At 71.3% G+C, this 22,302-nt stretch carries 24 protein-coding genes; 12 read left to right on the top strand and 12 right to left on the bottom strand.

Annotated features, from left to right (window positions below; genetic code table 11):
• Positions 1-2: 2 nt before the first annotated feature.
• On the bottom strand, positions 3-1,082 hold the full coding sequence (locus tag AB0I81_RS02460; protein ID WP_360648577.1) for a mandelate racemase/muconate lactonizing enzyme family protein: 1,080 nt from the start codon (positions 1,080-1,082) through the stop codon (positions 3-5).
• A gap of 174 nt (positions 1,083-1,256) precedes the next feature.
• Here AB0I81_RS02460 and AB0I81_RS02455 point away from each other — a divergent pair, with 174 nt between their 5' ends.
• The 3 genes from AB0I81_RS02455 (at position 1,257) to AB0I81_RS02445 (ending at position 3,999) form a co-directional block, all read left to right on the top strand.
• Positions 1,257-2,027, top strand: coding sequence for a FadR/GntR family transcriptional regulator (locus AB0I81_RS02455; RefSeq protein WP_360648574.1), 771 nt, complete (start codon positions 1,257-1,259; stop codon positions 2,025-2,027).
• 128 nt (positions 2,028-2,155) lie between these two features.
• The gene (locus AB0I81_RS02450) at positions 2,156-3,577 is read left to right on the top strand and encodes an Nramp family divalent metal transporter (RefSeq protein ID WP_360648571.1); all 1,422 of its coding nucleotides are present in this window, start codon (positions 2,156-2,158) and stop codon (positions 3,575-3,577) included.
• Positions 3,574-3,999, top strand: coding sequence for a hypothetical protein (locus AB0I81_RS02445; RefSeq protein ID WP_360648568.1), 426 nt, complete (start codon positions 3,574-3,576; stop codon positions 3,997-3,999). Before AB0I81_RS02450 ends, AB0I81_RS02445 begins: the two co-directional genes overlap by 4 nt.
• 4 nt (positions 4,000-4,003) lie before the next feature.
• Here the strand turns inward: AB0I81_RS02445 and AB0I81_RS02440 are convergent, their stop codons facing one another.
• The 9 genes from AB0I81_RS02440 to AB0I81_RS02400 all read right to left on the bottom strand — a co-directional run bounded on the left by AB0I81_RS02440 (position 4,004) and on the right by AB0I81_RS02400 (position 11,539).
• The gene (locus AB0I81_RS02440) at positions 4,004-4,357 is read right to left on the bottom strand and encodes an STAS domain-containing protein (RefSeq protein WP_360648565.1); all 354 of its coding nucleotides are present in this window, start codon (positions 4,355-4,357) and stop codon (positions 4,004-4,006) included.
• 109 nt (positions 4,358-4,466) lie between these two features.
• Complete coding sequence (locus AB0I81_RS02435; protein ID WP_360648563.1) at positions 4,467-5,072, bottom strand: hypothetical protein; 606 nt, start codon at positions 5,070-5,072, stop codon at positions 4,467-4,469.
• Between the two features lie 124 nt (positions 5,073-5,196).
• Complete coding sequence (locus AB0I81_RS02430; RefSeq protein WP_360648560.1) at positions 5,197-6,630, bottom strand: MFS transporter; 1,434 nt, start codon at positions 6,628-6,630, stop codon at positions 5,197-5,199.
• A gap of 50 nt (positions 6,631-6,680) precedes the next feature.
• Complete coding sequence (locus AB0I81_RS02425; protein ID WP_360648557.1) at positions 6,681-7,481, bottom strand: glycerophosphodiester phosphodiesterase; 801 nt, start codon at positions 7,479-7,481, stop codon at positions 6,681-6,683.
• 36 nt (positions 7,482-7,517) lie between these two features.
• The gene (locus AB0I81_RS02420; protein ID WP_360648554.1) at positions 7,518-8,057 is read right to left on the bottom strand and encodes a TrmH family RNA methyltransferase; all 540 of its coding nucleotides are present in this window, start codon (positions 8,055-8,057) and stop codon (positions 7,518-7,520) included.
• A complete protein-coding gene (locus AB0I81_RS02415) occupies positions 8,054-8,644 on the bottom strand; it encodes a methyltransferase (RefSeq protein ID WP_360648551.1) in 591 nt (196 codons plus the stop codon). The genes AB0I81_RS02420 and AB0I81_RS02415 overlap by 4 nt, the downstream gene beginning before the upstream one ends.
• A gap of 11 nt (positions 8,645-8,655) precedes the next feature.
• Positions 8,656-9,603, bottom strand: coding sequence for a VWA domain-containing protein (locus tag AB0I81_RS02410; RefSeq protein ID WP_360648548.1), 948 nt, complete (start codon positions 9,601-9,603; stop codon positions 8,656-8,658).
• On the bottom strand, positions 9,600-10,541 hold the full coding sequence (locus AB0I81_RS02405) for a DUF58 domain-containing protein (RefSeq protein WP_360648545.1): 942 nt from the start codon (positions 10,539-10,541) through the stop codon (positions 9,600-9,602). Before AB0I81_RS02405 ends, AB0I81_RS02410 begins: the two co-directional genes overlap by 4 nt.
• Complete coding sequence (locus AB0I81_RS02400; protein WP_360648542.1) at positions 10,538-11,539, bottom strand: MoxR family ATPase; 1,002 nt, start codon at positions 11,537-11,539, stop codon at positions 10,538-10,540. The genes AB0I81_RS02405 and AB0I81_RS02400 overlap by 4 nt, the downstream gene beginning before the upstream one ends.
• Positions 11,540-11,594: 55 nt before the next feature.
• Between AB0I81_RS02400 and AB0I81_RS02395 the strand changes: the two genes are divergently transcribed.
• Together AB0I81_RS02395 and AB0I81_RS02390 are read left to right on the top strand one after the other, a co-directional pair.
• Entirely contained in the window at positions 11,595-12,368 is a 774-nt protein-coding gene (locus AB0I81_RS02395; RefSeq protein WP_360648539.1) for a hypothetical protein, read from the top strand.
• Between the two features lie 53 nt (positions 12,369-12,421).
• On the top strand, positions 12,422-13,285 hold the full coding sequence (locus tag AB0I81_RS02390) for a DUF2268 domain-containing putative Zn-dependent protease (protein WP_360648536.1): 864 nt from the start codon (positions 12,422-12,424) through the stop codon (positions 13,283-13,285).
• A 120-nt stretch (positions 13,286-13,405) separates the two neighbouring features.
• Here the strand turns inward: AB0I81_RS02390 and AB0I81_RS02385 are convergent, their stop codons facing one another.
• Both AB0I81_RS02385 and AB0I81_RS02380 read right to left on the bottom strand, forming a co-directional pair.
• Positions 13,406-14,056: a response regulator transcription factor gene (locus AB0I81_RS02385; RefSeq protein WP_360648533.1), complete on the bottom strand. Its 651-nt coding sequence runs from the start codon at positions 14,054-14,056 to the stop codon at positions 13,406-13,408.
• Entirely contained in the window at positions 14,053-15,612 is a 1,560-nt protein-coding gene (locus AB0I81_RS02380; RefSeq protein ID WP_360648530.1) for a histidine kinase, read from the bottom strand. The genes AB0I81_RS02385 and AB0I81_RS02380 overlap by 4 nt, the downstream gene beginning before the upstream one ends.
• Before the next feature lie 144 nt (positions 15,613-15,756).
• On the opposite strand from AB0I81_RS02380, the gene AB0I81_RS02375 reads away from it, so the two are divergent.
• The 7 genes from AB0I81_RS02375 to AB0I81_RS02345 all read left to right on the top strand — a co-directional run bounded on the left by AB0I81_RS02375 (position 15,757) and on the right by AB0I81_RS02345 (position 22,254).
• Positions 15,757-16,320: an ATP-dependent Clp protease proteolytic subunit gene (locus AB0I81_RS02375; RefSeq protein ID WP_360648527.1), complete on the top strand. Its 564-nt coding sequence runs from the start codon at positions 15,757-15,759 to the stop codon at positions 16,318-16,320.
• A 1-nt stretch (position 16,321) separates the two neighbouring features.
• Positions 16,322-16,939 (top strand): ATP-dependent Clp protease proteolytic subunit, encoded by a 618-nt coding sequence (locus AB0I81_RS02370; protein WP_360648524.1) that lies wholly within the window; start codon positions 16,322-16,324, stop codon positions 16,937-16,939.
• A gap of 204 nt (positions 16,940-17,143) precedes the next feature.
• Positions 17,144-18,154, top strand: a complete 1,011-nt coding sequence (locus AB0I81_RS02365) for an AsnC family transcriptional regulator (RefSeq protein WP_360648521.1) — start codon at positions 17,144-17,146, stop codon at positions 18,152-18,154.
• On the top strand, positions 18,151-19,176 hold the full coding sequence (locus AB0I81_RS02360; protein WP_360648518.1) for a polysaccharide deacetylase: 1,026 nt from the start codon (positions 18,151-18,153) through the stop codon (positions 19,174-19,176). Before AB0I81_RS02365 ends, AB0I81_RS02360 begins: the two co-directional genes overlap by 4 nt.
• On the top strand, positions 19,173-20,459 hold the full coding sequence (locus tag AB0I81_RS02355) for an MFS transporter (RefSeq protein ID WP_360648516.1): 1,287 nt from the start codon (positions 19,173-19,175) through the stop codon (positions 20,457-20,459). Before AB0I81_RS02360 ends, AB0I81_RS02355 begins: the two co-directional genes overlap by 4 nt.
• Positions 20,456-21,220, top strand: a complete 765-nt coding sequence (locus AB0I81_RS02350; RefSeq protein ID WP_360648513.1) for an SDR family oxidoreductase — start codon at positions 20,456-20,458, stop codon at positions 21,218-21,220. The genes AB0I81_RS02355 and AB0I81_RS02350 overlap by 4 nt, the downstream gene beginning before the upstream one ends.
• Positions 21,217-22,254 carry a 2-dehydropantoate 2-reductase gene (locus AB0I81_RS02345; RefSeq protein ID WP_360648510.1) on the top strand — a complete coding sequence of 346 codons (1,038 nt, stop codon included), beginning with the start codon at positions 21,217-21,219 and terminating at the stop codon, positions 22,252-22,254. Before AB0I81_RS02350 ends, AB0I81_RS02345 begins: the two co-directional genes overlap by 4 nt.
• The last annotated feature ends 48 nt before the right edge of the window (positions 22,255-22,302 follow it).

Genomic DNA, 22,302 nt, shown 5'->3' with positions numbered 1-22,302 from the left:
GCCTACCTGGCGAACAGGCGCAGCCCGGCGTCCCGCGGGCGGACGTGCGGCCCGGCGGGTGCGCGCCAGCCGGCCGACGCGCGGAAAGCGGTGATCGCGGCCTCGTCCACCTCGATGCCGTGGCCGGGCCGGCTTCCCAGCACGATCGCCCCGTCGGCGACGTCCCAGTCGGTGCCGATCCCGACGGGCATGGCGAGGTCCTGCAGCTCGCAGACCAGGTGGTTGGGCACCGCGGCGGCGGCGTGGGCGAGCCAGTTCGGCGCGGAACCCACGGGGCTGACCGGCAGGTCGTGGCCGTGGGCCAGGGCCGAGACGCGCAGGAAGTGCGTGATGCCCCAGGCGGCGCCGGCCTGCACGACGCCGACGCTGCCCGCGGCGAGGAGCGGGCGGTACTGCTCCAGCCCGGTGAGGTTCTCGCCGCTGGCCACCGAGGCCCTGATGCCGCGGCCGACGGCGGCGAGCCCTTCGGCGTCCCAGCGGCGTACCGGCTCCTCGATCCAGGTCAGGTCCACGGCGGTCTCGATCTCGGCGACGTGACGCACCGCCTCCCCCCGGGACCAGCTTTCGTTGACGTCGAGCATCAGCGCGGGACGTCCGGCATCGCTGAGCACGTCGCGGACGACTTTCAGGCGGCGCAGGTCCTTTTCGACGTCGAGGCCGCCCTTCAGCTTGGCGGCACGCAGGCCGCGCTCGGCGTAGCGGGCGTACAGCATGGCCAGCTCGTCGTCGGACAGGCCGATGTCCAGGCCGGAGGCGTAGGCATGGACGGCGCTGGTGCGGGCGCCGAGCAGCCGCCACAGCGGTTCGCCGGCCAGTTTGGCCTTGATGTCCCACAACGCCGTGTCGAGGGCGCCGATCGTGCCGAACACCGCGCCGGCGTGACCCGCCTTGAACACCCGGTCGAGCATGCGGTCGTAGAGCGCGGTGACCGACCGCGGATCCTCGCCCTCGATGGCGGAGAAGACCTGGTCGAGCTCGAAACCGGGTCCGAAGCCCGTGCCGGTGACCCCGGCGTCCGTCTCCACCAGCACGATCGGCACCTCGGTGACGCCGTCGGCGACCACGCCGTTGGCGTCGCCCACCGGGCGCCCCCACTGATGGACCGTTGTCAGCGTCCGGTATCCGGTGATCCGCACTCGGCAGCCTTTCCGCGGGTCGATGTTCGTTGCGAAACGTAATACGTATGAGGACTGATGTCAAAGGGGATATCGGTTATCGTTTGGGGCAGCCCGTTGCCGATCGAGAGGCGCCCCGCAGTGATCGCAAAGCCGGATGGACCGCGGGCGGAGGCGCCCGCGTGGACGCGGCGCCCCGCCGGGTTGTCGCGCGCCGTGGCGGCCGAGCTGGTCGAGTGGATCGTGTCCGGCAGGTACGCCCCCGGCGCCGCGCTCCCTCCCGAGCCGGCCCTGTGCGAGACCTTCTCGGTGAGCAGGACGGTGATCCGCGAGTCGGTCAAGATGTTGCAGGAGAAGGGCCTGGTACGGGTGCGGCAGGGCTCGGGCACCCTGATCACCGACCCGGACTCGTGGGACCTGCTCGACGAGCAGGTGCTGGCCGCGAGCATCACCTCGGGACACGACTCCGGCCTCCTCGACGACCTCGTCGTCACCCGCAGGCTGCTGGAGGCCGACATGGTCTACGTGGCGGCCTCCACCATCTCCGCGGACGATCTCGAACGGACCCGCGTGCTGGTCGAGGAGATGGACGGCCTCGTCGGGGACTGGCCGGCGTACATGCCGCGCGACAGGGAGTTCCACGACGTGATCATGCTCGCGTCCGGCAACCGGCTCGCGCGAAGCGTGGTCAGGTCGCTGGAGTCGCAGGCCGCGCAGGCCGCCCGGTACGTGGGCAACCCGCGCGTCGCCGACGTCGTCGCCTCCAACGCCGGCCACCGTGAGATCCACGAGCGCCTGGTGGCGGGCGACGCCCGGGGCGCGGCGGAGGCGATGAACCGCCACATCACCGAGGCGTGGTTGCGGCGCCGTACCAGCAAGGCCGGCACCGAACGCCTGGACCGCGACTCCTGAACGGTTTACGTCCATCGCTCATTTGGGCTCTGGACATAATTCGTCATACGACTTATGTTTGCGAACCTGTCGCTGTGAAGGGTTCTGTCGTGGATGACCATCAATCTCGCTCACCGCTCCCTCCGCCCGTGGGGGCGCTGACCTACCCCGAGCCGCCCTTCCGCCGGTTCAGCATCCGTGGCGCCCTGGGCGTCTTCGGCCCTGGCGCGGTGATCGCCTCGATCTCCATCGGCGGCGGTGAGACGGTGTTCGCCGCCCGCGGGGGAGCGGTCTTCGGGTACGCGATCATCTGGGCCCTGGTGCTCGGCGCCGTGCTCAAGGGCGTCGTGATGTACTCGTCGAACCGGTACGCCGTGCTGACCGGCGAGCATCCGATGACCCGCTGGGCCCGGGTCATCCCCGGCCCGAAAGGCTGGTATCCCGCCTTCCTCGGCCTGCTGGCGATCCTGTCGTTCCCGACCGCCGCGGCGGCCGTCTCGCTGATCATCGGCGACTACGCCGGAGGGCTGCTCGGCGGCAGCGGCGAGCTGTGGGCCTCGATCATGCTCGTCACCTGCTGCGCGCTGTCCTGGGCGGGCGGCTACGGGAAGATGGAGCGGGCCCAGACCGCCATCGTCGGCCTGATGCTCGTCGCGATCCTGGTGGCCGTCTTCTGGGCGAAGCCCGACTGGGGCGGCGTGTTGTCCGGTTTCGTGCCGCGGATGCCGGAGTTCGAAGGGTGGATCTTCGATCAGTACGAGTCCATCGCCTCCCGGCCGGTCTGGGTCGAGGTCGTCATGTACATGGGCGGCATCGGCGGCGGGTTGTTCGACTACATCGGCTACACCGGTCTGCTGCGTGAGAAGAAGTGGGGGCTGCTCGGCCGCGACGACATCGCCGAGCTCGAACGACGGCTCGACGAGGTGCCCAAGGGGCAGCACCTGCCGCTGTCGCGGGAACCCGCCGAGGTCGCCAAGGCCAGGGCATGGACGCTGGCCCCGCTGTCGGACGTGCTGCTGTCCGTCGTCGCCGTCGTGCTGTTCACGCTCGCGTTCGTCATCAACGGCGCGAATCTGCTGCACCCGGAGCACCTGGTCCCCGCCGACGACGAACTGCTGGTCAACCAGGCCGCCTTCCTCGAAGTGCTCTGGCCGGGGCTGGTCTACCTCTACTACGTGGCGATCTTCTGCGCCTTCTTCGGCACGGTCGTCGCGTTGTGGGAGGTGTACTCCGCCACCGCCTACGAGTCGGTGTCCGCGGTCAGCGCGCGGGCGCGGCGCGCGGGTCCCGCGTTCACCCGGCGGTGGGTGTATCCGTACATTCTGATCGCCTCGCTGCTGGTCGTCTGGACCGGGATCGATCCCGTCGTGCTGGTCACGCCGACCTCGCTCGTGGGCGGTGTGCTCGGGGTCGGTTCGATGGCGCTCGCGATGGCCTACACCGAGCGCAAGGTGTTGCCGCCGGAGTACCGGATGAACCGGGCCGGCTGGTGGCTGATGGTGGTGGCCGGGCTGGTGCTGATGGTGTTCGGCGTCGTCGCGATCCTGCAGACCGCCGGTGTGCTGCCGTGATCGGGCGGGTGCGCTGGCACTGGGTCGTGGCGGCGGTGTCGTTCGCGGCGCTGGCGGCCCTGCGCGCCGCCGACGCGTCGTGGCCGGCGGCGGGCCTGTTCGCGGCGTTCGCGCTGGCGGCCTCGTTCCTGGCACTCCACCGGCCGGCCGGCTCCGGCGCGGCTCCGGCCGAAGCCGGTCGAGCGGAAGCGAGTCGGGCCGGGGCCGTGCGGCGGACTCTGGAGGTGCATCGCAGGCGGCTGACGACCTGGCGGATGACGGCGGGGGCCGCCCTGGCGCTGACGGCGGCGGGTCTGGCGCTGTTCCCGCCGCTGTCCCTCGTCACCGCGGCGGTGGCGCTGCTGGCGGTGGCCAGGTGCCGCCGCTACGGCAGGACCACCCGGGTGCTGACCAGGGCGGCGGACCGCCTGCCCGCGCACTGACGGGTCAGCGGCGTCCGGCGTGCTCCAGCCCCGCGAGCTGATCCGTGGACTCGCACAACAGCAGCCGACCGCCCCTGGCCAGGACCGGCAGGCACAGGCGGTCGGCGTGCGGCCGGGGGCTGACGACCGCGAACAGGTGACCGTGCTCGGGGGCCAGATGCGCCGCTTCGAGCAGGATGCTCATCCAGCGGGTGCCCGTCAGCCGGCAGCCGGACAGATCGACGGCGACGCGCGGATGGACGGCCACGGCCTGGGCGAGCTGCACCCGTAAGGCCGGCATGAGACGGTCGCCGGCGGTGCCGCTGACACGGATGACGGTCCAGCGGCCCTGCGTCTGCGTATGCGACGTGCACAGCATGGCCCCACCTCACCCCGTACAGGCGATTGGTCGCCGGCCGCGCTTCCGGACCGTTCTCCTCATGAGCGTACTCCGGGTGCGCGGGCCGGCGACCGTCGCGGCGGGGAGGTCACCGCTGCTGCCGCCCCGCCCGCCACAGGGCGAGCGCCGCCCAGAGACCGCCGATCATGATCAGGACGCCGTGCGCCACACGCAGCGGGTACGGGCCGAAGAACTGCGGGATGAACAGCACGAACCCCAGCGCCAGCGGCGTTCCGCTCCACTTCGGCAGCGTGCCGGAGCGCCAGACGGAGATCGCGGCCATGACCGTGCCGGCGGCCAGCAGCAGGAGCCCGGCGGCGAACATGGTGACCGGGACGGCGCCGTACCTGAACTGTTCGGCCAGTTGCATCAGCGACGGCATGCCGTCGCGCAGTGAGCGCTGGGCGATCACGTGGAGGCCGAAGTCCTCGGCCCCGTAGTACGGCAGTGTCAGGCCCGCGCCGGCCCACGTGACCACCGCGGCCCGCAGCGAGAGCCGGTCGCCGAGCACCTGGTGCAGCCCGAGCACGGCCAGGCCGAGCAGGATGAACCCGATCATCGCGGCGGCGTGCCCGGCCACCCACGCGGTCGAGGCCATGGCCGCGGCGTCGTCGGTGGAGGGGCGGAGCGCGGGATAGAGCAGGAAGAGGATTCCGCTGGTGGCGAAGGCCGCGGAGGTGAGTCGGGTGGCCATGGGTGCTCCTTGGGGAGGGCGTTGCTCCGTTATGTGAGCAATGCTCTCGCCAGAGGGTGTCGCTGTCAAGAGCGGTGCTCTCTATTTGGATCGGCGAACTTGTCGCCGCCGGGCCACCCGTTCCCTAGATCCCGTCGGGCACCTCGTTCCCGGCGGCCGCGATGGCCTTGCGCAGGTTCGTCAGGGCCAGCAGCACGAAGCCGAGCACGAAGAAGATGACCAGCGACAGGATGGCGATCCGGTAGCTGTTGGTGAGCTGCAGCGCGATCGTGATCGTCAGCGCGCCGATGAACGCCGAGCCCTTGTCGCTGATCTGCAGCAGGCTGAAGTACTCGGCCTCCCGCCCCTTCGGGATCACCAGCGAGAACAACGAGCGCGACAGCGCCTGAGTGCCGCCCAGCACGATCGCGATCGCGAACGCCATCAGGTAGAACTGCAGCGCCTGCCCCTCGGCCACGAACATGGCCATGGCCACGATCGCCGTCCACACCACCAGGCTCGCCAGCACCGTGCGCTTGGTCCCGAAGTAGCGCGCCAGCCAGGCCAGCGCCAGCGCCCCGAAGAACGCCACGAACTGCACCATCAGGATCGCCGTGATCTGCACGGTCTGGTCCAGCTTGAGCGCCTCGGAGGCGAACGCCGCGCTGTTGCCGATGACCGTCTGCACGCCGTCGTTGTAGACCAGGTACGCCACCAGGAACAGCAGCGTCAGCGGATAGCGCCGCAGCTCGCTCAGCGTACGGCCGAGCTGGCGGAAGCTGCCGCCGACCGAGCGCAGCGCGGTGCTCTCGTGCGCGGGCACGGGCCGGTTGCGCAGCCGCAGCAGCGGAATGATCGTGAACGTGGCCCACCACAGGCCCGCCGACACCATGCACAGCCGCACCGCCATGCCCTCGGTCAGGCCCAGGCTCTCGTGCTGCAGGTAGAGCACCAGGTTGAGGGCCAGCAGCAGGCCGCCGCCCAGATAGCCGATCGCCCAGCCGCGCGAGGAGACCCGGTCGCGCTCCTCGGCGGTGGAGATCTGCGGCAGGAAGGAGTCGTAGACCACGACCGAGGCGCCGTAGGCCAGGTTGGCCAGGATGAACAGCACCCCGCCCAGCAGGTAGCGGTCGCCCTCGACGAAGAACAGGCCCATCGCGGCCAGCGCGCCCGCGTAGGCGAAGATCCCGAGCATCTCGCGCTTGCGGCCGGTGTGGTCGGCCAGCGCGCCCACGATCGGCAGGAACAGGATCTGCAGCAGCACCGCGACCGTGGTGATCAGCCCGAAGAACGCGGCCGGCCGGATGTCGGCGCCGAGCACGTCCACGTACCCGAGCCCCGGGTTGGCGGCGGCCAGTTCGTCGAAGGTGTCCACACAGGTGGCGGCGGCCACGGTCGGGAAGTCCTTGGCGCAGGCCGCGGTCTTGGCGACCGGGATGAGGTACGGGCCGAGGAAGACCGAGATGATCGTGGTGTAGAAGGCCGAGTTGGCCCAGTCGTAGAAGTACCAGCCGCGCTGCTCGCGCCGGCGCGCTGCGGGCGAGTCGTCGAGGGCCGCGGGGGGCGCGGGTACGGGCATGGTTTCGGGTCGCTCCTAGTACGCAGGGGTTTGGGGGTGAAGCTCTGCGATCAGGCGGCCATCCGGCCGGGATGCCACTGGCCACGGCGCTTCAGCACGCCGCGCAGGCCCGTGACGTTGTCGGTCATGAGACCGTCCACGCCCAGGTCGAGCAGGTGCTCCATCTGGTCGGGTTCGTTGATCGTCCACACGTGCACCTGCATGCCGATGGCGTGCGCCGTACGGACCAGCCGCCGGGTGGTGACGCGCAGCCCGCGGAAGCCCACCGGCACCTGCGCGCACGGCACCCCGGCGCGCGACAGGCGGGCCAGCAGCCGGCCGTAGCCGGAGGTGGTGGCGGCGGCCCGCAGCGCCGCGACGCCGCGCGGCCCGAGCGCCGAGCACACCTGCCTGCTCATGGCCGCCCTGGCCAGCACCAGGCGCTCGTCGGAGAAGGAGGTCAGGCAGATGCGGTCGTAGGCGTTGGTGCGCCTGATCACCTCGGCCAGCGGGGCGATCGCCGCCGCCTCCTTGACGTCGATGTTGAAGCGGATCTCGGGCCAGGACCCGAGCAGCTCCTCCAGCAGCGGGATCTCGTGGACGCCGCCGATGCGGGCCCGCTTGACCGCGCGGTAGGGCAGGTCGGAGATGCGGCCCCGCCGGTCGGTCACGCGGTCGAGCGTGTGGTCGTGGAAGGCCACGAGCACGCCGTCGGACGTGGAGTGCGCGTCCGTCTCCAGGTAGGTGTAGCCGAGCGCGACCGCCCGCTCGAAGGCCGCGGCGGAGTTCTCCGCGCCCTCCGCCGCCCCGCCGCGATGTGCGAAGGCCAGCGGACCCGGATGGTCAAGGAAGGCGAAACGACGGCTCAGCACGTCCTGAAGTATGCCCTGCCCAGGCGAACGGTGCGGTTACGAATCGGGGAGATTCTCCCACTCCTGACGGCGAACCTCCGACAGCGCGATGGCCGCGGCCACCGCCACGTTGAACGAGCCGACCCGCCCGACCTGCGGGATGTAGCAGGCGCCGTCCACGGCGTCGAGCAGGGCGGGGGAGCAGCCGTGGTCCTCGCTGCCGACCACCAGGCACACGTCGCGGTTCAGAGTGGCCCGGTGCAGCGGCTTCGCCTCGCCGGTCAGCTCGATGGCCAGCACCGCGTAACCGGCCTCCCTGGCGGCCTTGACCGCCTCGACCGCCGGCACCGCCTCGTGCCAGGTCACCAGCCGCTCGGTGCCGAGCGCCGTCTTGCCCGCCTTGGGATTGGTGGGCGGGGTGGCGTTGCCGGCCAGCCACACCTCGTCCACCCCGAACGCGGCGGCGCTGCGGAAGATCGAGCCGACGTTGAACGGGCCGGTCACCGACTCGATGATCAGGCCGAGCCGGTTGCCGGTGTTCCTGCGCCAGGTGCGGTTGAGCCGCTTGACGTCGGTGGGGCGCAGCTGCCTTCTCATCGGGTCACCTTCAGTATGCGGTAGGCGGCCCGGCTGGCCTCGCGGGTGGCGTGCCAGCCCTGCTCGCCGAGCCAGCGCTGCAGCGAGTCCGAGCCGAGGTGTTTCTGGACGACCAGGTAGGCCACGCCGTCGGGCGTCAGCCGGGTGAGCCACCTGGTGAGCATCTCGTGCAGGGCCTGCTTTCCAATTCGGATCGCAGGATTCGACCAGATGGCCCGAAATTTCACTTCATCTGGCACTTCATCAACATGTACAGATCTTACTTTGTAAAGGCGTGCGGCCTGGGCGTTCCGCTCGGTCAGCTCCAGGCTGCGCCGGTTCACATCGACGGCCCACACCGTCGCCTCCGGCGCCCGCGAGGCCATGGTCAGCGCGATGGGACCGTACCCGCAGCCCAGGTCGAGCAGGTCGCCCTCCCGGGGCGGCGGCGGCACGCTCTCCAGCAGGACCCGCGTGCCGAGGTCCACCCGTTCGGGGGAGAACACGCCGCTGTCGGTCTCCAGCCGCAGGTGCAGATCGGGCAGGACCAGATCGACGGACCCCGGTTTGCTCGCGGCCTTCGGCTGCTCGGAGAAGTAGTGCGCCACGTCGCCAAACGTTACGGGATCCGCGAACCGAACAGGACCGCCGCGCCCGCCACCAGCAGGCCGGCCAGGATGGCGGCCACGATGAACCACTGGGTGATCTCCTGGTTGACCAGCTTGTAGCCGAGTGAGGTGCCGATCTGCTCGTAGACCTCGCGCAGCTCGCTGCCGGACTCGGCGGTGTAGGCGCGGCCGCTGGTGCCGTCGGACAGGGACTGCAGGGTCTGCTTGTTGACCGGGACCTGCACGGGCCGGCCGTCGATGTCGACGGTGCCCTCCTGGGTGCCGTACGCGATGGTGGAGACCGGTACGCGGGCCTCCTGGGCGGCGTTGACGGCCTCGCTGACCGAGCGGCCGGAGGTGTTGTCGCCGTCGGAGAGCAGGACGATCGCGGCGGGCGGCGGGTCGGTGGCGGCCTGCTGGTCGAAGGAGCGCACCGACTCCAGGGCGTTGAAGACGGCCTCGCCGATGGCTGTGCCTGGGCGGGTGGTGAGGTTGCCGATGGCGGTGACGACGGCCTGGTGGTCGGTGGTGGGGGAGATGACCACGTTGGCGGAGCGGGCGAAGGAGACGACGCCGACGTTGAAGCGGTCGGGCAGTTCGTTGGCGAAGGCCTGGGCGGCGGCCTTGGCGGCGCTGATGCGGTTGGGCTGGACGTCGTCGGCGTCCATGGACAGGGAGACGTCCAGGGCGATCATGATGGTGGCGCGGTCGCGCGGGACGCGTACCTCGTCGGCGGGTTTGGCGGCGCCGATGACCAGGAGCGACATCATGACGAGGAACAGGACGGGGGCCACGTGACGGCGCCAGCCGGGGCCCGCCGGGGCGACGAGGTTGAGCAGGGCGAGGTTGGTGAAGCGGACGGTGTAGCGGCGGCGGGCGAACATGGCCAGGATGTAGCCGGCCACGAGCAGCAGGATGAGGACGAACAGCCACAACCACCCGGGCGCGAGAAAGGTCATGAGGTGGGCCTCCGGTGGGCGAGGTGGCTCATGCGGCGCTGGCGCAGCACGAACTGTGCGACGTCGAAGACCCAGTCGCGGTCGGTGCGCAGGACGAGGTGGGCGATGCCGGCGCGGCGCAGGGCCAGGCGGGTGCCCTCGCGCTGCAGGGCGGCGGCCTCCGCGTACGCGCGCCGAATCTTGGGCGTTAGGTGCACTTCGCGTACGTTCCCGGTCTCGGGGTCGGCGAACGCGACGCGGCCCACGTCGGGCAGTTCGAGTTCGCGGGGGTCGATGACCTCGACGGCCAGGACCTGGTGGCGGGCGGACAGGCGCCTGATGGGGCGCTCCCAGGGGCGTTCGGCGTCGGGGTCGAGGTCGGGGTGGGCGTCGAGGAAGTCGGAGACGATCAGCCGCATGCCGCGCCGCCTGCGGGTGGCGGACAGGATCTCGATGCCTTCGGCCAGGTCGGGGGGGTCGTCGACGACGGTGCCGCGCGGGGCGTCCATGAGGGAGTGCAGCAGGCCGTACAGGGCGGGGCGGCCGGTGCGGGCGGGCATGCGGTGCACGAACTCGTCGTGGATGACCAGGGCGCCGAACCGGTCGCCCATGCGACTGGACAGGAATCCGATGGCGCCGACGGCGGCGACCACGAGGTCGCGTTTGTCGGTGTCGGCGGTGCCGAAGTCCATGCTGGCCGACAGGTCGGCCAGGGCCCAGGTCTCCAGTTCGCGGTCGGCGATGAGGTCGCGCACGTGGGGGATGGTGGTGCGGGCGGTGACGTTCCAGTCCATGCGGCGCACGTCGTCCTCGCCGGGGACGTAGACGCGGCTGTCGCCGGCCTCGCTGCCGGTGCCGGGCAGCAGGCCGCGGTGGGCGCCGTGCAGGAGGCCGTCCAGCCGCCGGGTGACGGTCAGCTCCAGGCGGCGCAGGGCCTGTTCGGCTGTGGTGGGGCTCAACGGTTCTGGTTCCAGACGACGAGGGGCGGGGGCACGGTGTGCAGGATCTGCTTGACGACCTGTTCGGGGTCGACGCCGTCGGCCAGGGCGTCGAAGGTGAGCATGAGGCGGTGGCCCATGACGTCCACGGCGACGTCGCGTACGTCGTCGGGCAGCAGGTAGTCGCGGCCGCGCAGCAGGGCCAGGGCGCGTCCGGCGGAGACCAGACCGAGGGTGGCGCGGGGGCTGACGCCGATCTCGATGGTCTCGGCGAGGTCGGCCAGGCCGTATTCGGCGGGCGCGCGGGTGGACATGACCAGGCGGACGACGTAGTCGGCGACCAGTTGGTGGACCGAGACCTGTTCGGCCTGTTCCTGCAGGGCGAGCAGTTTGTCCGGGTCGAGCACCCGTTCGGGGACGGGTGGTTTGACGCTCATGCGGTGCAGGATCTCCAGCTCCTCGTGGGCGCTGGGGTGGGGGACGCGGACGCGGAACAGGAAGCGGTCGCGCTGCACCTCGGGCAGCGGGTAGACGCCTTCGGACTCGATGGGGTTCTGGGTGGCCAGCACGATGAACGGCCTGGGCAGCGGGTGGGTGACGCCGGCGAGGGTGACCTGGCGCTCGGCCATCACCTCCAGCAGCGCGGACTGGACCTTGGCGGGGGCCCGGTTGATCTCGTCGGCCAGCAGGAAGTTGACGAAGACGGGGCCGAGTTCGACGTCGAACTTCTCGTTGGAGGGGTGGAAGACGCGGGTGCCGACGATGTCGCTCGGCACGAGGTCGGGGGTGAACTGGATCCGGGCGAACGTGCCGCCCACGACGGTGGCCAGGGTGGCCGCGGCAAGGGTCTTGGCGACGCCCGGCACTCCTTCGAGCAGGCAGTGCCCGCGCGCCAGCAGGGCCACAAGGAGCCTTTCGACCATGTGGTCCTGCCCGACGATGACGCGGCGGACCTCGTCGAGACTCTGACGCAGCAGTGCCGCGTCGTTTCCGTCCGGCAACTCTTCGGCGACGCTCATGACGCCATTCCACCAAACGCGCCGCAAACGTGCACGACGCCACGTCTGTGCTTTCATGGCAAACGTGGCAAGTCCCCTGCAGTACGGTGACCCGCCCCGGCTGGGGCCCTACATGGTTCAGGCACGTCTGCACACGGCCCCCGCCGGTTTCGTGTACCTGGGCCAGGCGCCGGACGGGCGTGCGGTGTCGCTGGCGGTGCTCACGCGCGGGGCCGCCTACGACGCGGCGGCGCGCGACCGGTTCATCACGGCGGTCAAGGAGTCAGGGGGCCGGGAGCGGTCGGGGATGCGTGGCTGGCTGGGACTGCCCGGCCGGCCGCGGGGGGCGGTGCTGGAGGGCACGCCCGAGGTGCTGGCCTTCGGTGCCGGGCGGGCGCCGTGGGTGGCGGTGCCGTACGCGCCGGGGCGGCCCGGGGCGGAGCGGTTCCTGGAGCCCGTCATGGTGGGCGGGACGTTCATCGGCGAGGCGCACGGGCCGGACTTCGTGCCGTACTGGCTGACGGACCGGGCGCCCGCGCTTCCTGGCACGGGACGGCCGCGCCGGCCGCCGACCGAGACGCGCAAGCGGGTGCTGATGGCGGCGCTGGCGCTGGTGCTGCTGCTCCTGCTGGTGACGACGATCCTGTTGCTGTTGTTGCTGGGGCGGCAGGACAGCGAGCAGCAGCCCAGGCAGTTGCCGCCGACGGTGTTCGTGCCGACGCCGCCGCCGACGCCCGAGACGCCGCAGCCCTCGCCGTCCCCTTCGCAGTCGCCGTCGCCGACGGAGAGCGGGGAGAGCACGCCGGGGCGTTCGCCGGGGGAGGATCCGGGCGAGGGGGATCCGTTGTGACGCTCCTCAATTGGTTTGACCCTCACGTAACGTGAGGCTTTAGCGTCCCCGGCATGGAAATCATTGTTACGGACACGCTCACGGCGATGGCCGACCTGCTGGAGCAGCCGCTCGAACGGCGCCCCGACGCGGTGCGGGAGATCATGGCGCCGACGCGCTCGTCGATCCCGATGCCGGGCGACATCGTCGACATCCACCACAATGGCGGCGGCTTCCGGGTCGACGCCGACGACCCGCGCTACCTGCCCGCCGTGCGGCGCATGATCGAGCAGGACGTGCTCGGTCAGGTACGGCACGCGCTGACCCTCTCGGCCGAACGGCTGAGCGGGGCCAAGCAGCCCGACCTGGTGAAGGTCATGCTCATGCTGGGCAATCCCGACAACGAGCACCTGATGCGAATTTCCGGTGGTTACTACGGCATGGGTGGCGGCAGTGAGTGGCTGTACCTGCTGGCGTGGCCGTCGGATGAGGTGATCGGGCGGATCGGGGCGCTCGCGGTGCACGAGTTCCACCATCTTGTGCGTTTCAGCAACGTCGTGTGGGATCCGGTCGCCGTGACCGTAGGGGAGCATGTGATCGCCGAAGGGCTGGCCGAGGCGTTCGTACGTGAGCTGCTGGGGCCGGAGGCTATGGGGCCGTGGTCCTCGATGGTGACGGGGGAGGAGTATGAGCGGGCCTACGAGTTGATCACGGCCAACTTCGATCTGGCCGGGATGATGAACACGCCGGCGTACGTGCTGGGGGACAGCGCGACGCGCAACTTCGGGCAGGAACCGCGCGGCATTCCGGACATGGCGGGATATGCGGTGGGGCTGAACCTGGTCGACCGCGCCCTGACCGCCGCGGGGCTGTCCGCGGCTGAGGCGACCGTGTTGCCCGCGGCCGAACTCCTGCGGCGCGCAGGCATCCGCCCGTAAACTCCGCCGCTTGCCCTCCGCTGCCGTCCCCGCTGCCGCGCCTGCTTGTCTCGCAGCCGTCTGCGGCCGTTCGCGGCCTTCCGGTGCCTGGGCGGTGGCTGGGCGGTGGCTGTTCGCCGGTCAGCGGGGGGAGACGAAGCCCGACTCGTACGCGGCGATCACGGCCTGGGTGCGGTCGCGCGCGCCCAGCTTGGCCAGCACGTTGCCCACGTGCGTCTTGACCGTCTCCTGGCTGACGACCAGTTCGGCCGCGATCTCGTGGTTGGACAGGCCCTTGGTCATCAGCCGCAGCACGTCGCCCTCGCGCCCGGTGAGCCGGTCCATGCCCGGCACGTGCACGGGGGAGTGGCTCTGGGGGCGGCGGCCGGCCAGGGTCCGGATCGCGGCGGGGAACAGCAGCGACTCGCCCGCCGCGACCAGCCGGACGGCCTGGATCAGGTCGTCCGGCCTGGTGCGCTTGAGCAGGAAACCACTGGCGCCCGCCCGCAGCGCGTCGTAGACGTAGTCGTCGTTCTCGAACGTGGTCACCACCAGGACCTTGGGCGGGTCGTCGAGGGTGAGCAGGCGTTCGGTGGCCTGGATGCCGTCGAGGGCGGGCATGCGTACGTCCATGAGCACGACGTCGGGCCGCTCCCTGCGCACCACGGGCACCACGGCGGCACCATCGGCGGCCTCGCCGACGACGCTGAGATCGGGTTCGGCGTCGAGGATGATGCGCAGGCCGGCGCGGATGAGATCCTCGTCATCGGCGATCACGACTCGCAGTGTCATGGCCTCGACCGTAGCGGCAACCGCACCCTAACCCGCCACCCACCCTCAGCGCCCCCGGTCCCGGCGGGGCCGGCGTTGGCGGGGGCGATCTCGGCAGGACCGGCTTCGAGGTCGCCGCGCAGCAGCCCGACGCGCTCCCGCATCCCGGCGATGCCCCTCCCTCCCGCGCGTGCACTTCCGTTGCGAGGGCCACTGCCTGCGGGCGCGCCCCCGTCGCGGGCGCTGAGGTCTACGCGTGCGTTCCCGACACCGGGCTCGCCCGCGCGCGCTCCTGCGCCGTCGCCCACAGCGCCGCCGGCCGCAGCGCCGCCGACTCCTGCGCCGCCACTCCCAGCGCCGCCACTCCCAGCGCCGCCACTCCCAGCGCCGCCGCCCCCAGCATCGTCGTCCCCGGCGCCGTCTGGAGTGGCGCCGAGCCGGTTGGTGACCTCCAGGCGCAGGGCGTCGTCCTGGATGGCGGCGGTCAGGGTGATGGGGCCGTGGCCGTGCTTGATGGCGTTGGTGAGGGCCTCTTGCAGGATGCGGTACGCCTCGCGGGAGACCACGGCCGGCACACCGGACAGGTCGCCCACCTCCTGCCGCACCTGAGCACCGGAGGCGGCGACGAGTTCGCCAAGGTCGTCCAGCGTCGCCTGCGGCCCCCGGTGCGCCTCACGGTGCGTGTCGCGGTGCGCCTCACGGTGCGTGTCGCGGTGCGCCTCGCTGTCCGGGTCGTCCGGCCGGATACCGGCGGAGGAGGGGTCTGGGCGGGGCTCGCCGTCGCGTAGGACGCCCAGGACGTGGTCGAGGTCGGCCAGGGCGGTGCGGGCGGAGTTCTCGATGGCGGTCAGCGCGGTTCTGGCGGTGGCCGGGTCGCGGTCGAGGACCCGGCCGGCCGCGGCGGCCTGGAGGGTGACGACGCTGAGCGCGTGGCCGACCGAGTCGTGCAGTTCGCGGGCCAGCCGGTTGCGTTCGGCCAGCGTACGGGCGTGCTCCTCGGCGGCGGCCAGCCGTTCGGCGGGGGTGGGGCCGAGCAGGACGGGGGCCAGCCGGGCCAGCAGTTCGCCGGTCCCGGCGGCCGTGGCGACCAGGGCCGCCAGCAGCACGAGGCCGCCCACCGCCCATGCGGCGGCGTTCCACCCGGGGGTGACGAGGAAGCCGAGCACGTCCGTGCCCCGCCCGGTGAACGGCAGCACGAGCATGAACACCGTGAACGGCACGATCGCCAGCGTGCAGCCACTGACCACGCCGCCGACGCCCAGGTGCAGCGTGAACCAGGCGGCGGTGCGGCGTCGCTCCTGCCAGGACCGTCCTGCCTGCCGCGGCGGGGTCTCCACGCGCGCCCCGAGCAGGCCCTGCGCCGCGTTCACCGACAACCCGCGTACGGGCAGGAACAGCCCGGTCACGGCCACCACCGGCAGCACCGCGCCGAACACGCCGACCTGCACGGGCAGCAGCAGGTTGGCCGACTCGCCGCGCAGCAGGCCCGAGATGAGCACCCCGACCATCATGTACGGCATCAGCAGCGCCCCGCCCAGGACGAGGCACGCCCACCGGCGCGGGAGGTTCCTTCTCACACCCGCGATTGTATGTCGACAAAAATTCGCTCTCGGAGTAATGCGCTTCAGGAGAAATGTGCCGCCAGCGAAAATCGCCTTTTATTCGAGTCGGCCGGCACTAGCGTTTTTCGTGGAAACACCAGCGTCAGAAAGGCACCCGCCATGACGGAGACACAGCGTGCGACCTGGCCGGATCAGCTCAGCCAGCGGCTGCTCAGGGAGCGCATCGTCGTCCTCGGCCAGGAGGTCGACGACGAGATTTGCAACCGGCTCTGCGGGGAGCTCCTTTTGCTGGCGGCCGAGGATCCCAACCGCGACATTACTCTTTACATCAATTCTCCCGGCGGCTCCGTGCATGCCGGGCTGGCGCTCTACGACATGATGCAGTTCATTCCGTGCGACGTGCAGACGGTCGCGATGGGGTTCGCCGCGTCGATGGGGCAGGTGCTGCTGTCAGCCGGGGCGAAGGGCAAGCGCTACGCCCTGCCCAACGCCCGCGTGGTGATGCACCAGCCGCTGGGCGGCATCGGCGGCTCGGCCAGCGACATCCAGATCCAGGCCGAGAACATGCTCTACACCAAGCGGCGGATGGCCGAGATCATCGCCCGGCACACGGGCCAGCCGCTGGAGCGCATCCAGGCCGACTCCGACCGCGACCGGTGGTTCACCGCCCAGGAGGCTCTGGACTACGGGATCGTCGACCACATCGCAGAGGGGATGAACTGATATGAGCGGCCGATATGTGCTGCCCTCGTTCACCGAGCGCACGTCGTACGGGATGAAGGAAGCCAACCCGTACAACAAGCTGTTCGAGGACCGGGTGGTGTTCCTGGCGGCGCCGATCGACGACGCGGTCGCCAACGACGTGATGGCGCAGTTGCTGACGCTGGAGTCGCTCGACCCCGACCAGGACATCAACGTCTACATCAACTCGCCGGGCGGGTCGTTCACCGCGATGATGGCCATCTACGACACGATGCAGTACGTCCGTCCGGAGATCCACACGGTCTGCATCGGCGAGGCGGCCTCGGCGGCGGCCGTACTGCTGGCGGCCGGCACGCCGGGCAAGCGAGCAGCCCTGCCGCACGCCCGGGTGCTGCTGCACCAGCCGCACGCGGAGGGCGGGCGCGGACAGGGCAGCGACCTGGAGATCCACGCCAGGGAAATCCTGCGGATGCGTGACCAGCAGGAGGAGATCCTGTCCCGGTACACCGGCAGAGGCCTGCTGGAGATCAGGAAGGACATCGAGCGGGACCGCATCTTCACGGCCGAGCAGGCGCGCAGCTATGCACTGATCGACGACATCTACGCGTCGAGAAAGCGCACCCCGTCCGCAGCCCACTGAACACGGGAACACGGGAACACGGAAACGCAGGGGCAGGGGGGCAGAGGGGGAGCGGCGCGTCCTGGCAGGTGCACGCCACTCCCCCTTGGCGGGTCCGAGACGGAATGCCGAGACGGGAGATCGTCGGCAAAGTTTGGTGGGGTTTGAGGGAGAGCGTCATTCATGTCTTGATTTTGGGGGATTTCGTCAGTAAACATGGGACGCATGCAAGAAGGCGTCCAGATCGATGAGCTGGATCGCGCCATCGTCGCGGCCCTGCAGCTCAACGGGCGCGCCCCGTGGAGCCTGATAGCCAGGCTGGTCGGCGCGAGTGAGTCGACCGTGGTCCGCCGTGCCGCCCTGCTCGGTGAGAACGGTCTGCTGCGCGTGATCGGCGTGGTCGATGTGCTGCGTTGCGGGCTTGGGGTGCCGGTGCTCAGCCGGTTCCGTTGCCGGCCGGGCACCACCTACGAGGTGGCCGCCCAGATAGCCGACCGGCCGCAGGCCAGGTTTGTCGCGGTGGTGTCGGGCGGTGCCGACTGCGTGGCTGAGTTCGTGGTGCCCACGCATGCCGAGATCGGCCGCTTGATGGTGGCCGACGTGCCCGGCGGGGAGTCGGTCACCGAGAGTGAGACGCACGCGGTCATGCGGACCTTCGTCTCCAACCACGACTGGAACCCCGGCGTGCTGGACGAGAAGGCCACCGCCGACCTGCGTGACGCGGCCGAGTTGCCGTTCGAGGACCACTTCAGGCAGGGCCCGCCCGAGCGGCTCGACGAGCTGGAGCAGGCGATCGTGCGGGCGCTCGGCGAGGACGGGCGCATGCCGTACAAGAGCCTGGCCAAGACGGTGGGCAGCAGCGAGTCGACCGCCAAGAGGCGGGTGGAGTCGCTGGTGCGGCGCGGCTGCCTGCGTTTCCGCACGCTGGCCGAGCCCGAGGTGCTCGGGTACGCGGTGGAGTTCATGTTGTGGCTGGAGGTCGAGCCCGGCCTGCTGGAACGGGCCGGGCTGCAACTGGCCGCGCACCCCGCCACCCGCTACCTGTCGGCCACCACCGGCCGCTTCAACCTGGCCGGGCAGATCGCGCTGCGCCACTACGGGGAGCTGTTCGGCTACCTGACCGGCGACGTCGGCTCGCTGCCCGGCCTGCGCGCCGCCGACGTCACCCTGCAGCTCACCACGCTCAAACGCGCCTGGGTGCCCACCCCCGCCGCACGAACGGAGAACCGATCATGACAGAACAGCAGCCCTGGCAGTGGGAGGAGCAGACCTGGCGCGGCCACGTGGACCGGGTGCGCGCGGGCCGCAGCCTGCGCCCGGCCTCCTGGCCCGGCGGCGCCCGGGTCGCCGTCGCGCTGTCCTTCGACTCCGACCACGAGACGATCCCGCTGCGCGAGGGCGAGACCCGGCCGGGCAAGCTGGCCCAGGGCGAGTACGGCTCCCGCGTCGGCGCGCCCCGCATCCTGCGCCTGCTCGACCGCTTCGGCATCCCGGCCTCGTTCTTCATGCCGGCCGTCTCGGCGCTGCTGCACCCGCAGGAGGTGCGAGACTACGCCGCCGCCGGCCACGAGGTCGCCATGCACGGCTGGATCCACGAGCGCAACATGCTGCTCGACCCGGCCGACGAACGCGACCTGGCCCTGCGCGCCGCCGAGGTTCTGGAGCGGCTGTCGGGCGCCCGCCCGGTCGGCATCCGCACCCCCTCCTGGGACTTCTCCGACCACACCCTCGCCATCACGCGCGAGCTGGGCCTGTGCTACGACTCCTCGCTGATGGCCGACGACGAGCCGTACGAACTGCTGGCCGATGGCGAGCCGACCGGCATCGTGGAGATCCCGGTCGAGTGGATCAGGGACGACGCGCCGTACCTGATGATGGAGCGCTACGGCGCGTTGCGGCCCTACACGCCGCCGCGGCAGGCGGCGGCGATCTGGCGCGACGAGTTCGATGCCGCGCTGGAGGAGGGCGGGCTGTTCCAGCTCACCCTGCACCCGCACATCATCGGCCACCGCTCCCGCATGATCGCGCTGCGCGAACTGGTCGAGCACATCGACGGGCACGAGGGCGTCTGGTATGCCACACATGCCCAGATCGCCGAATACGTCCTGAAGCAGCATTCAGGCCCGGGACATCCAGGCCCGGGGCATCCAGGCCCGGGGCATCCAGGCCCGGGGCATCCAGGCCCGGGGCATCCAGGCCCGGGGCATCCAGGCCAGGGCCAGTCAGTTCCGGACCGTTCAGCCGTGGAGCCCTCATGACCGCCACCACCGCGAGCACGCGCCTGAACCCGGCCCAGCGCAAGGCCATCGTGGCCGGCGCCATCGGCAACACCGTCGAATGGGTGGACTGGGCGATCTACACCACGTTCGCGTCGGTGTTCTCCAGCCAGTTCTTCCCCTCCGACGACCCGACCGCCGGCGTGCTGTCCACGCTGGCCGTCTTCGCCATCGGCTTCCTCATGCGGCCCATCGGCGGCGCGATCCTGGGCGCGTACGGCGACCGTTACGGCCGCAAGAAGGGGCTGACGCTGACCATCTCGCTGATGGCGGCGGCCTCGTTCGTGATCGCCATCTGCCCGGGCTACGAGAGCATCGGCATCCTGGCCCCGGTCGTGCTGGTCCTGGCCAGGCTGGTGCAGGGCTTCTCGGCGGGCGGCGAGTTCGGCACCTCATCGGCCTTCCTGGTGGAGTCGGCGGCGCGCGGGCGGCGCGCCTTCGCCGGGTCCTGGCAGCAGGTCTCGGTGGGCGGCGGCGTGCTGATCGCCTCCGCGATGGGCACCGTGCTCACCTCCACCCTGGACGAGGCGGCGCTGCAGAGCTGGGGCTGGCGCGTCGCGTTCGCCATCGGCGGCCTGCTCGGGCTGGTCGGCCTGTGGCTGCGGGTCTCGGTGCCGGAGACCGAGGCGTTCGCCAAGGCCGAGTCGTCGGGCAGGACCCGCACCAACCCGCTGGTCACCATGTTCAGGGACCACCCGAGGGCCGCGCTGCGAGTGGCGGGCGTGACGATCGCCGGGACGCTGCTGTACTACATCTGGGTCAGCTACATGCCGACCTTCGCCCACCTCGACACCGGCATCCCGCTGAACCAGGCGCTGCTGGCCAACACGATCGCGGTGCTGGTGTTCCTGATCCTGCTGCCGTTCGGCGGGTTGCTGTCGGACCTGGTGGGGCGCAAGCCCACGATGCTCGCCTTCGCGCTGGGCTTCCTGGTGCTGGCCTGGCCGGCCTTCCAGTTCCTCGACGGCGGGTTCGGCTCGCTGCTGGTCATCGAGCTGATCGGCATGGTGTTCCTGGTCGGTTACTCGGCGAACTGCGCGGTGGTCATGGCCGAGCAGTTCCCCGCCGAGGTGCGCACGACGGGGATCGGGCTGCCGTACGCGCTGGCCGTGGCGGTCTTCGGCGGCACCGCCCCGTACATCACCACCTGGCTCAGCTCCAGCGGCCACCGCGACCTGGTGTGGATCTACGTGGCCGCCGCCGCGCTGATCGGCGTGATCGTGTACGCGACCATGCCCGAGACCAAGGGGAAGGAGCTCACATGAGCCGCCACATACTGGTCACCGGCGCGGCCGGCGGCATCGGCGCCGGCGTCTGCGAGTTGTTCGCGGCCACCGAGGACGCCCAGGTCACGGCCGTGGACGTGCGGCCCGAGGGTCTGGAGCGGTGGGGCGCGCGCGGCGTCGTCGCCGACCTGTCCGACGCCGGGGCCGCCGCCGGGCTGGTGGACCGGGTCTGGCGGGAGCACGGCCCGGTGGACGTCGTGGTGAACGCGGCCGGCATCTACCCGGCCACGCCGTTCCTGGAGATGACCGCCGCGCGGTGGGACCGCGTGCAGGACGTCAACGTCCGCGCCCCCATGCTGATCACCGCCGCCTTCGGCCGGGCCTGCGCGGCGAACGGCAGGACCGGGGCGGTGGTGAACATCGCCTCCGGCGCCGCGCTGCGCGCCCGCCCCGGCGCGGCGCACTACTGCACCTCCAAGGCCGCGCTGGAGATGCTCACCAAGGCCGCCGCCGTCGAACTGGGCCCGATCGGCGTGCGCGTCAACGCGGTCAGCCCCGGCTTCGTCACCGTGGACAGCGCCGCCAACCCCGTCACCGAGCAGTACGCCGCCGCCGTCTCGGCCAACCCCCTCGGCCGGCGCGGCCTGCCCGCCGACGTGGCCGGCGCCGTGCGCTGGCTCGCCGGAGAAGAGGCCGCCTGGGTTACCGGCAGCGTGCTGCGGGTGGACGGCGGGGCCTCGGCGGGCACCACCGCCCTGCCCCTGCACTGGAACGGAACGAGCGAGGTACAGCAGGCATGACCGGCTACACGATCGTCGGCGGCGGCGCCATCGGCGGCACCATCGCCTTCCACCTGGCCGAGACCGGGCACGACGTGCTGCTCATCGACGCCGATCAGGCGCACGTGGCGGCGATCCGCCGCGACGGCCTGGTGCTGAGGGGCGCCGGCGGCGACCGCGCCGTGCCCGTGCACGCCGCCCTGCCCGGTGAATGGGACGGGCCGCTGCACCGGGTGCTCCTGTGCGTCAAGGCCCAGGCCACCGCGGGCGCCGCCGCCTGGATCGCGCCCAGGCTCGACCCCGGCGGGTACGTGGTGTCGGTGCAGAACGGCCTGAACGAGCAGCTCATCGCCGAGCACGTGGGCGAGGAGCGGGTCATCGGCGCGTTCGTCAACATCTTCGCCGACGTGGTCGAACCGGGGATCATCCGCGACGGCGGCCCCGGCGCGTTCGTGATCGGCGAACTGGACGGCGACCCGGGCCCGCGCGTGCACGCGCTGGTCGCCGACCTGGCAGGGATCGGGGCCAGAGCCACCGGGAACGTCACCGGCCACCTGTGGGCCAAGCTGGGCTTCGGCGCCATGCTGAGCGCGACCGCGCTGGCCGACGCGCCCATGGCCGACCTCATCGACCGGCACAGGGAGCTGATGCACGCGCTGGTGGCCGAGGTGTTCACCGTCGCGGCGTCGCTGGGGCTGCGGCTGGAGCCGTTCGACGCCTTCGACGCGCAGGCGTACGTGCCCGGCGCGCCCCCGGCGGGGCGGGAGGAGGCGACGGACCGGCTGACTGCGTGGCTGCGTACCCAGCCGAAGGACCGCAGCGGCATCTGGCGCGACATCGCGGTCCGGCGCCGGCCGATCGAGGTGCACGACCACTACCGGGAGGTGTTCGCCCGGGCGGAGGCGGCGGGGGTGGCGACGCCGCTGCTGAGCGCCATGCTCGCGCGCCTGGCCGACGTCGAGGCGGGGCGGGCCGCGATGAGCGAGAACCACCTGGTCAACCTGTCGGGGCAGGCGGTCGGGATCAGTGGGGGCAGGGCACGGCGAAGCCACTGAATCCCGACTTATACACTCAGGGCGGTTTATCGGGGGATTCGGGGGAGT

Origin of the sequence: Nonomuraea sp. NPDC050404, from assembly GCF_040655495.1 — a bacterium.
In the GTDB taxonomy this organism is placed as follows: Bacteria; Actinomycetota; Actinomycetes; order Streptosporangiales; family Streptosporangiaceae; genus Nonomuraea.
The sequence above is the reverse complement of the archived record's forward strand: the minus strand, read 5'-3'. Positions and strand labels throughout refer to the sequence as shown.

Coding starts and splice junctions, on each gene's coding strand:
- AB0I81_RS02440 (WP_360648565.1), bottom strand. CDS start 4,357: ATGCTGTGCACGTCGCATACGCAGACGCAGGGCCGCTGGACCGTCATC.
- AB0I81_RS02435 (WP_360648563.1), bottom strand. CDS start 5,072: ATGGCCACCCGACTCACCTCCGCGGCCTTCGCCACCAGCGGAATCCTC.
- AB0I81_RS02430 (WP_360648560.1), bottom strand. CDS start 6,630: ATGCCCGTACCCGCGCCCCCCGCGGCCCTCGACGACTCGCCCGCAGCG.
- AB0I81_RS02420 (WP_360648554.1), bottom strand. CDS start 8,057: ATGAGAAGGCAGCTGCGCCCCACCGACGTCAAGCGGCTCAACCGCACC.
- AB0I81_RS02410 (WP_360648548.1), bottom strand. CDS start 9,603: ATGACCTTTCTCGCGCCCGGGTGGTTGTGGCTGTTCGTCCTCATCCTG.
- AB0I81_RS02400 (WP_360648542.1), bottom strand. CDS start 11,539: ATGAGCGTCGCCGAAGAGTTGCCGGACGGAAACGACGCGGCACTGCTG.
- AB0I81_RS02395 (WP_360648539.1), top strand. CDS start 11,595: ATGGCAAACGTGGCAAGTCCCCTGCAGTACGGTGACCCGCCCCGGCTG.
- AB0I81_RS02390 (WP_360648536.1), top strand. CDS start 12,422: ATGGAAATCATTGTTACGGACACGCTCACGGCGATGGCCGACCTGCTG.
- AB0I81_RS02385 (WP_360648533.1), bottom strand. CDS start 14,056: ATGACACTGCGAGTCGTGATCGCCGATGACGAGGATCTCATCCGCGCC.
- AB0I81_RS02375 (WP_360648527.1), top strand. CDS start 15,757: ATGACGGAGACACAGCGTGCGACCTGGCCGGATCAGCTCAGCCAGCGG.
- AB0I81_RS02370 (WP_360648524.1), top strand. CDS start 16,322: ATGAGCGGCCGATATGTGCTGCCCTCGTTCACCGAGCGCACGTCGTAC.
- AB0I81_RS02365 (WP_360648521.1), top strand. CDS start 17,144: ATGCAAGAAGGCGTCCAGATCGATGAGCTGGATCGCGCCATCGTCGCG.
- AB0I81_RS02360 (WP_360648518.1), top strand. CDS start 18,151: ATGACAGAACAGCAGCCCTGGCAGTGGGAGGAGCAGACCTGGCGCGGC.
- AB0I81_RS02355 (WP_360648516.1), top strand. CDS start 19,173: ATGACCGCCACCACCGCGAGCACGCGCCTGAACCCGGCCCAGCGCAAG.
- AB0I81_RS02350 (WP_360648513.1), top strand. CDS start 20,456: ATGAGCCGCCACATACTGGTCACCGGCGCGGCCGGCGGCATCGGCGCC.
- AB0I81_RS02345 (WP_360648510.1), top strand. CDS start 21,217: ATGACCGGCTACACGATCGTCGGCGGCGGCGCCATCGGCGGCACCATC.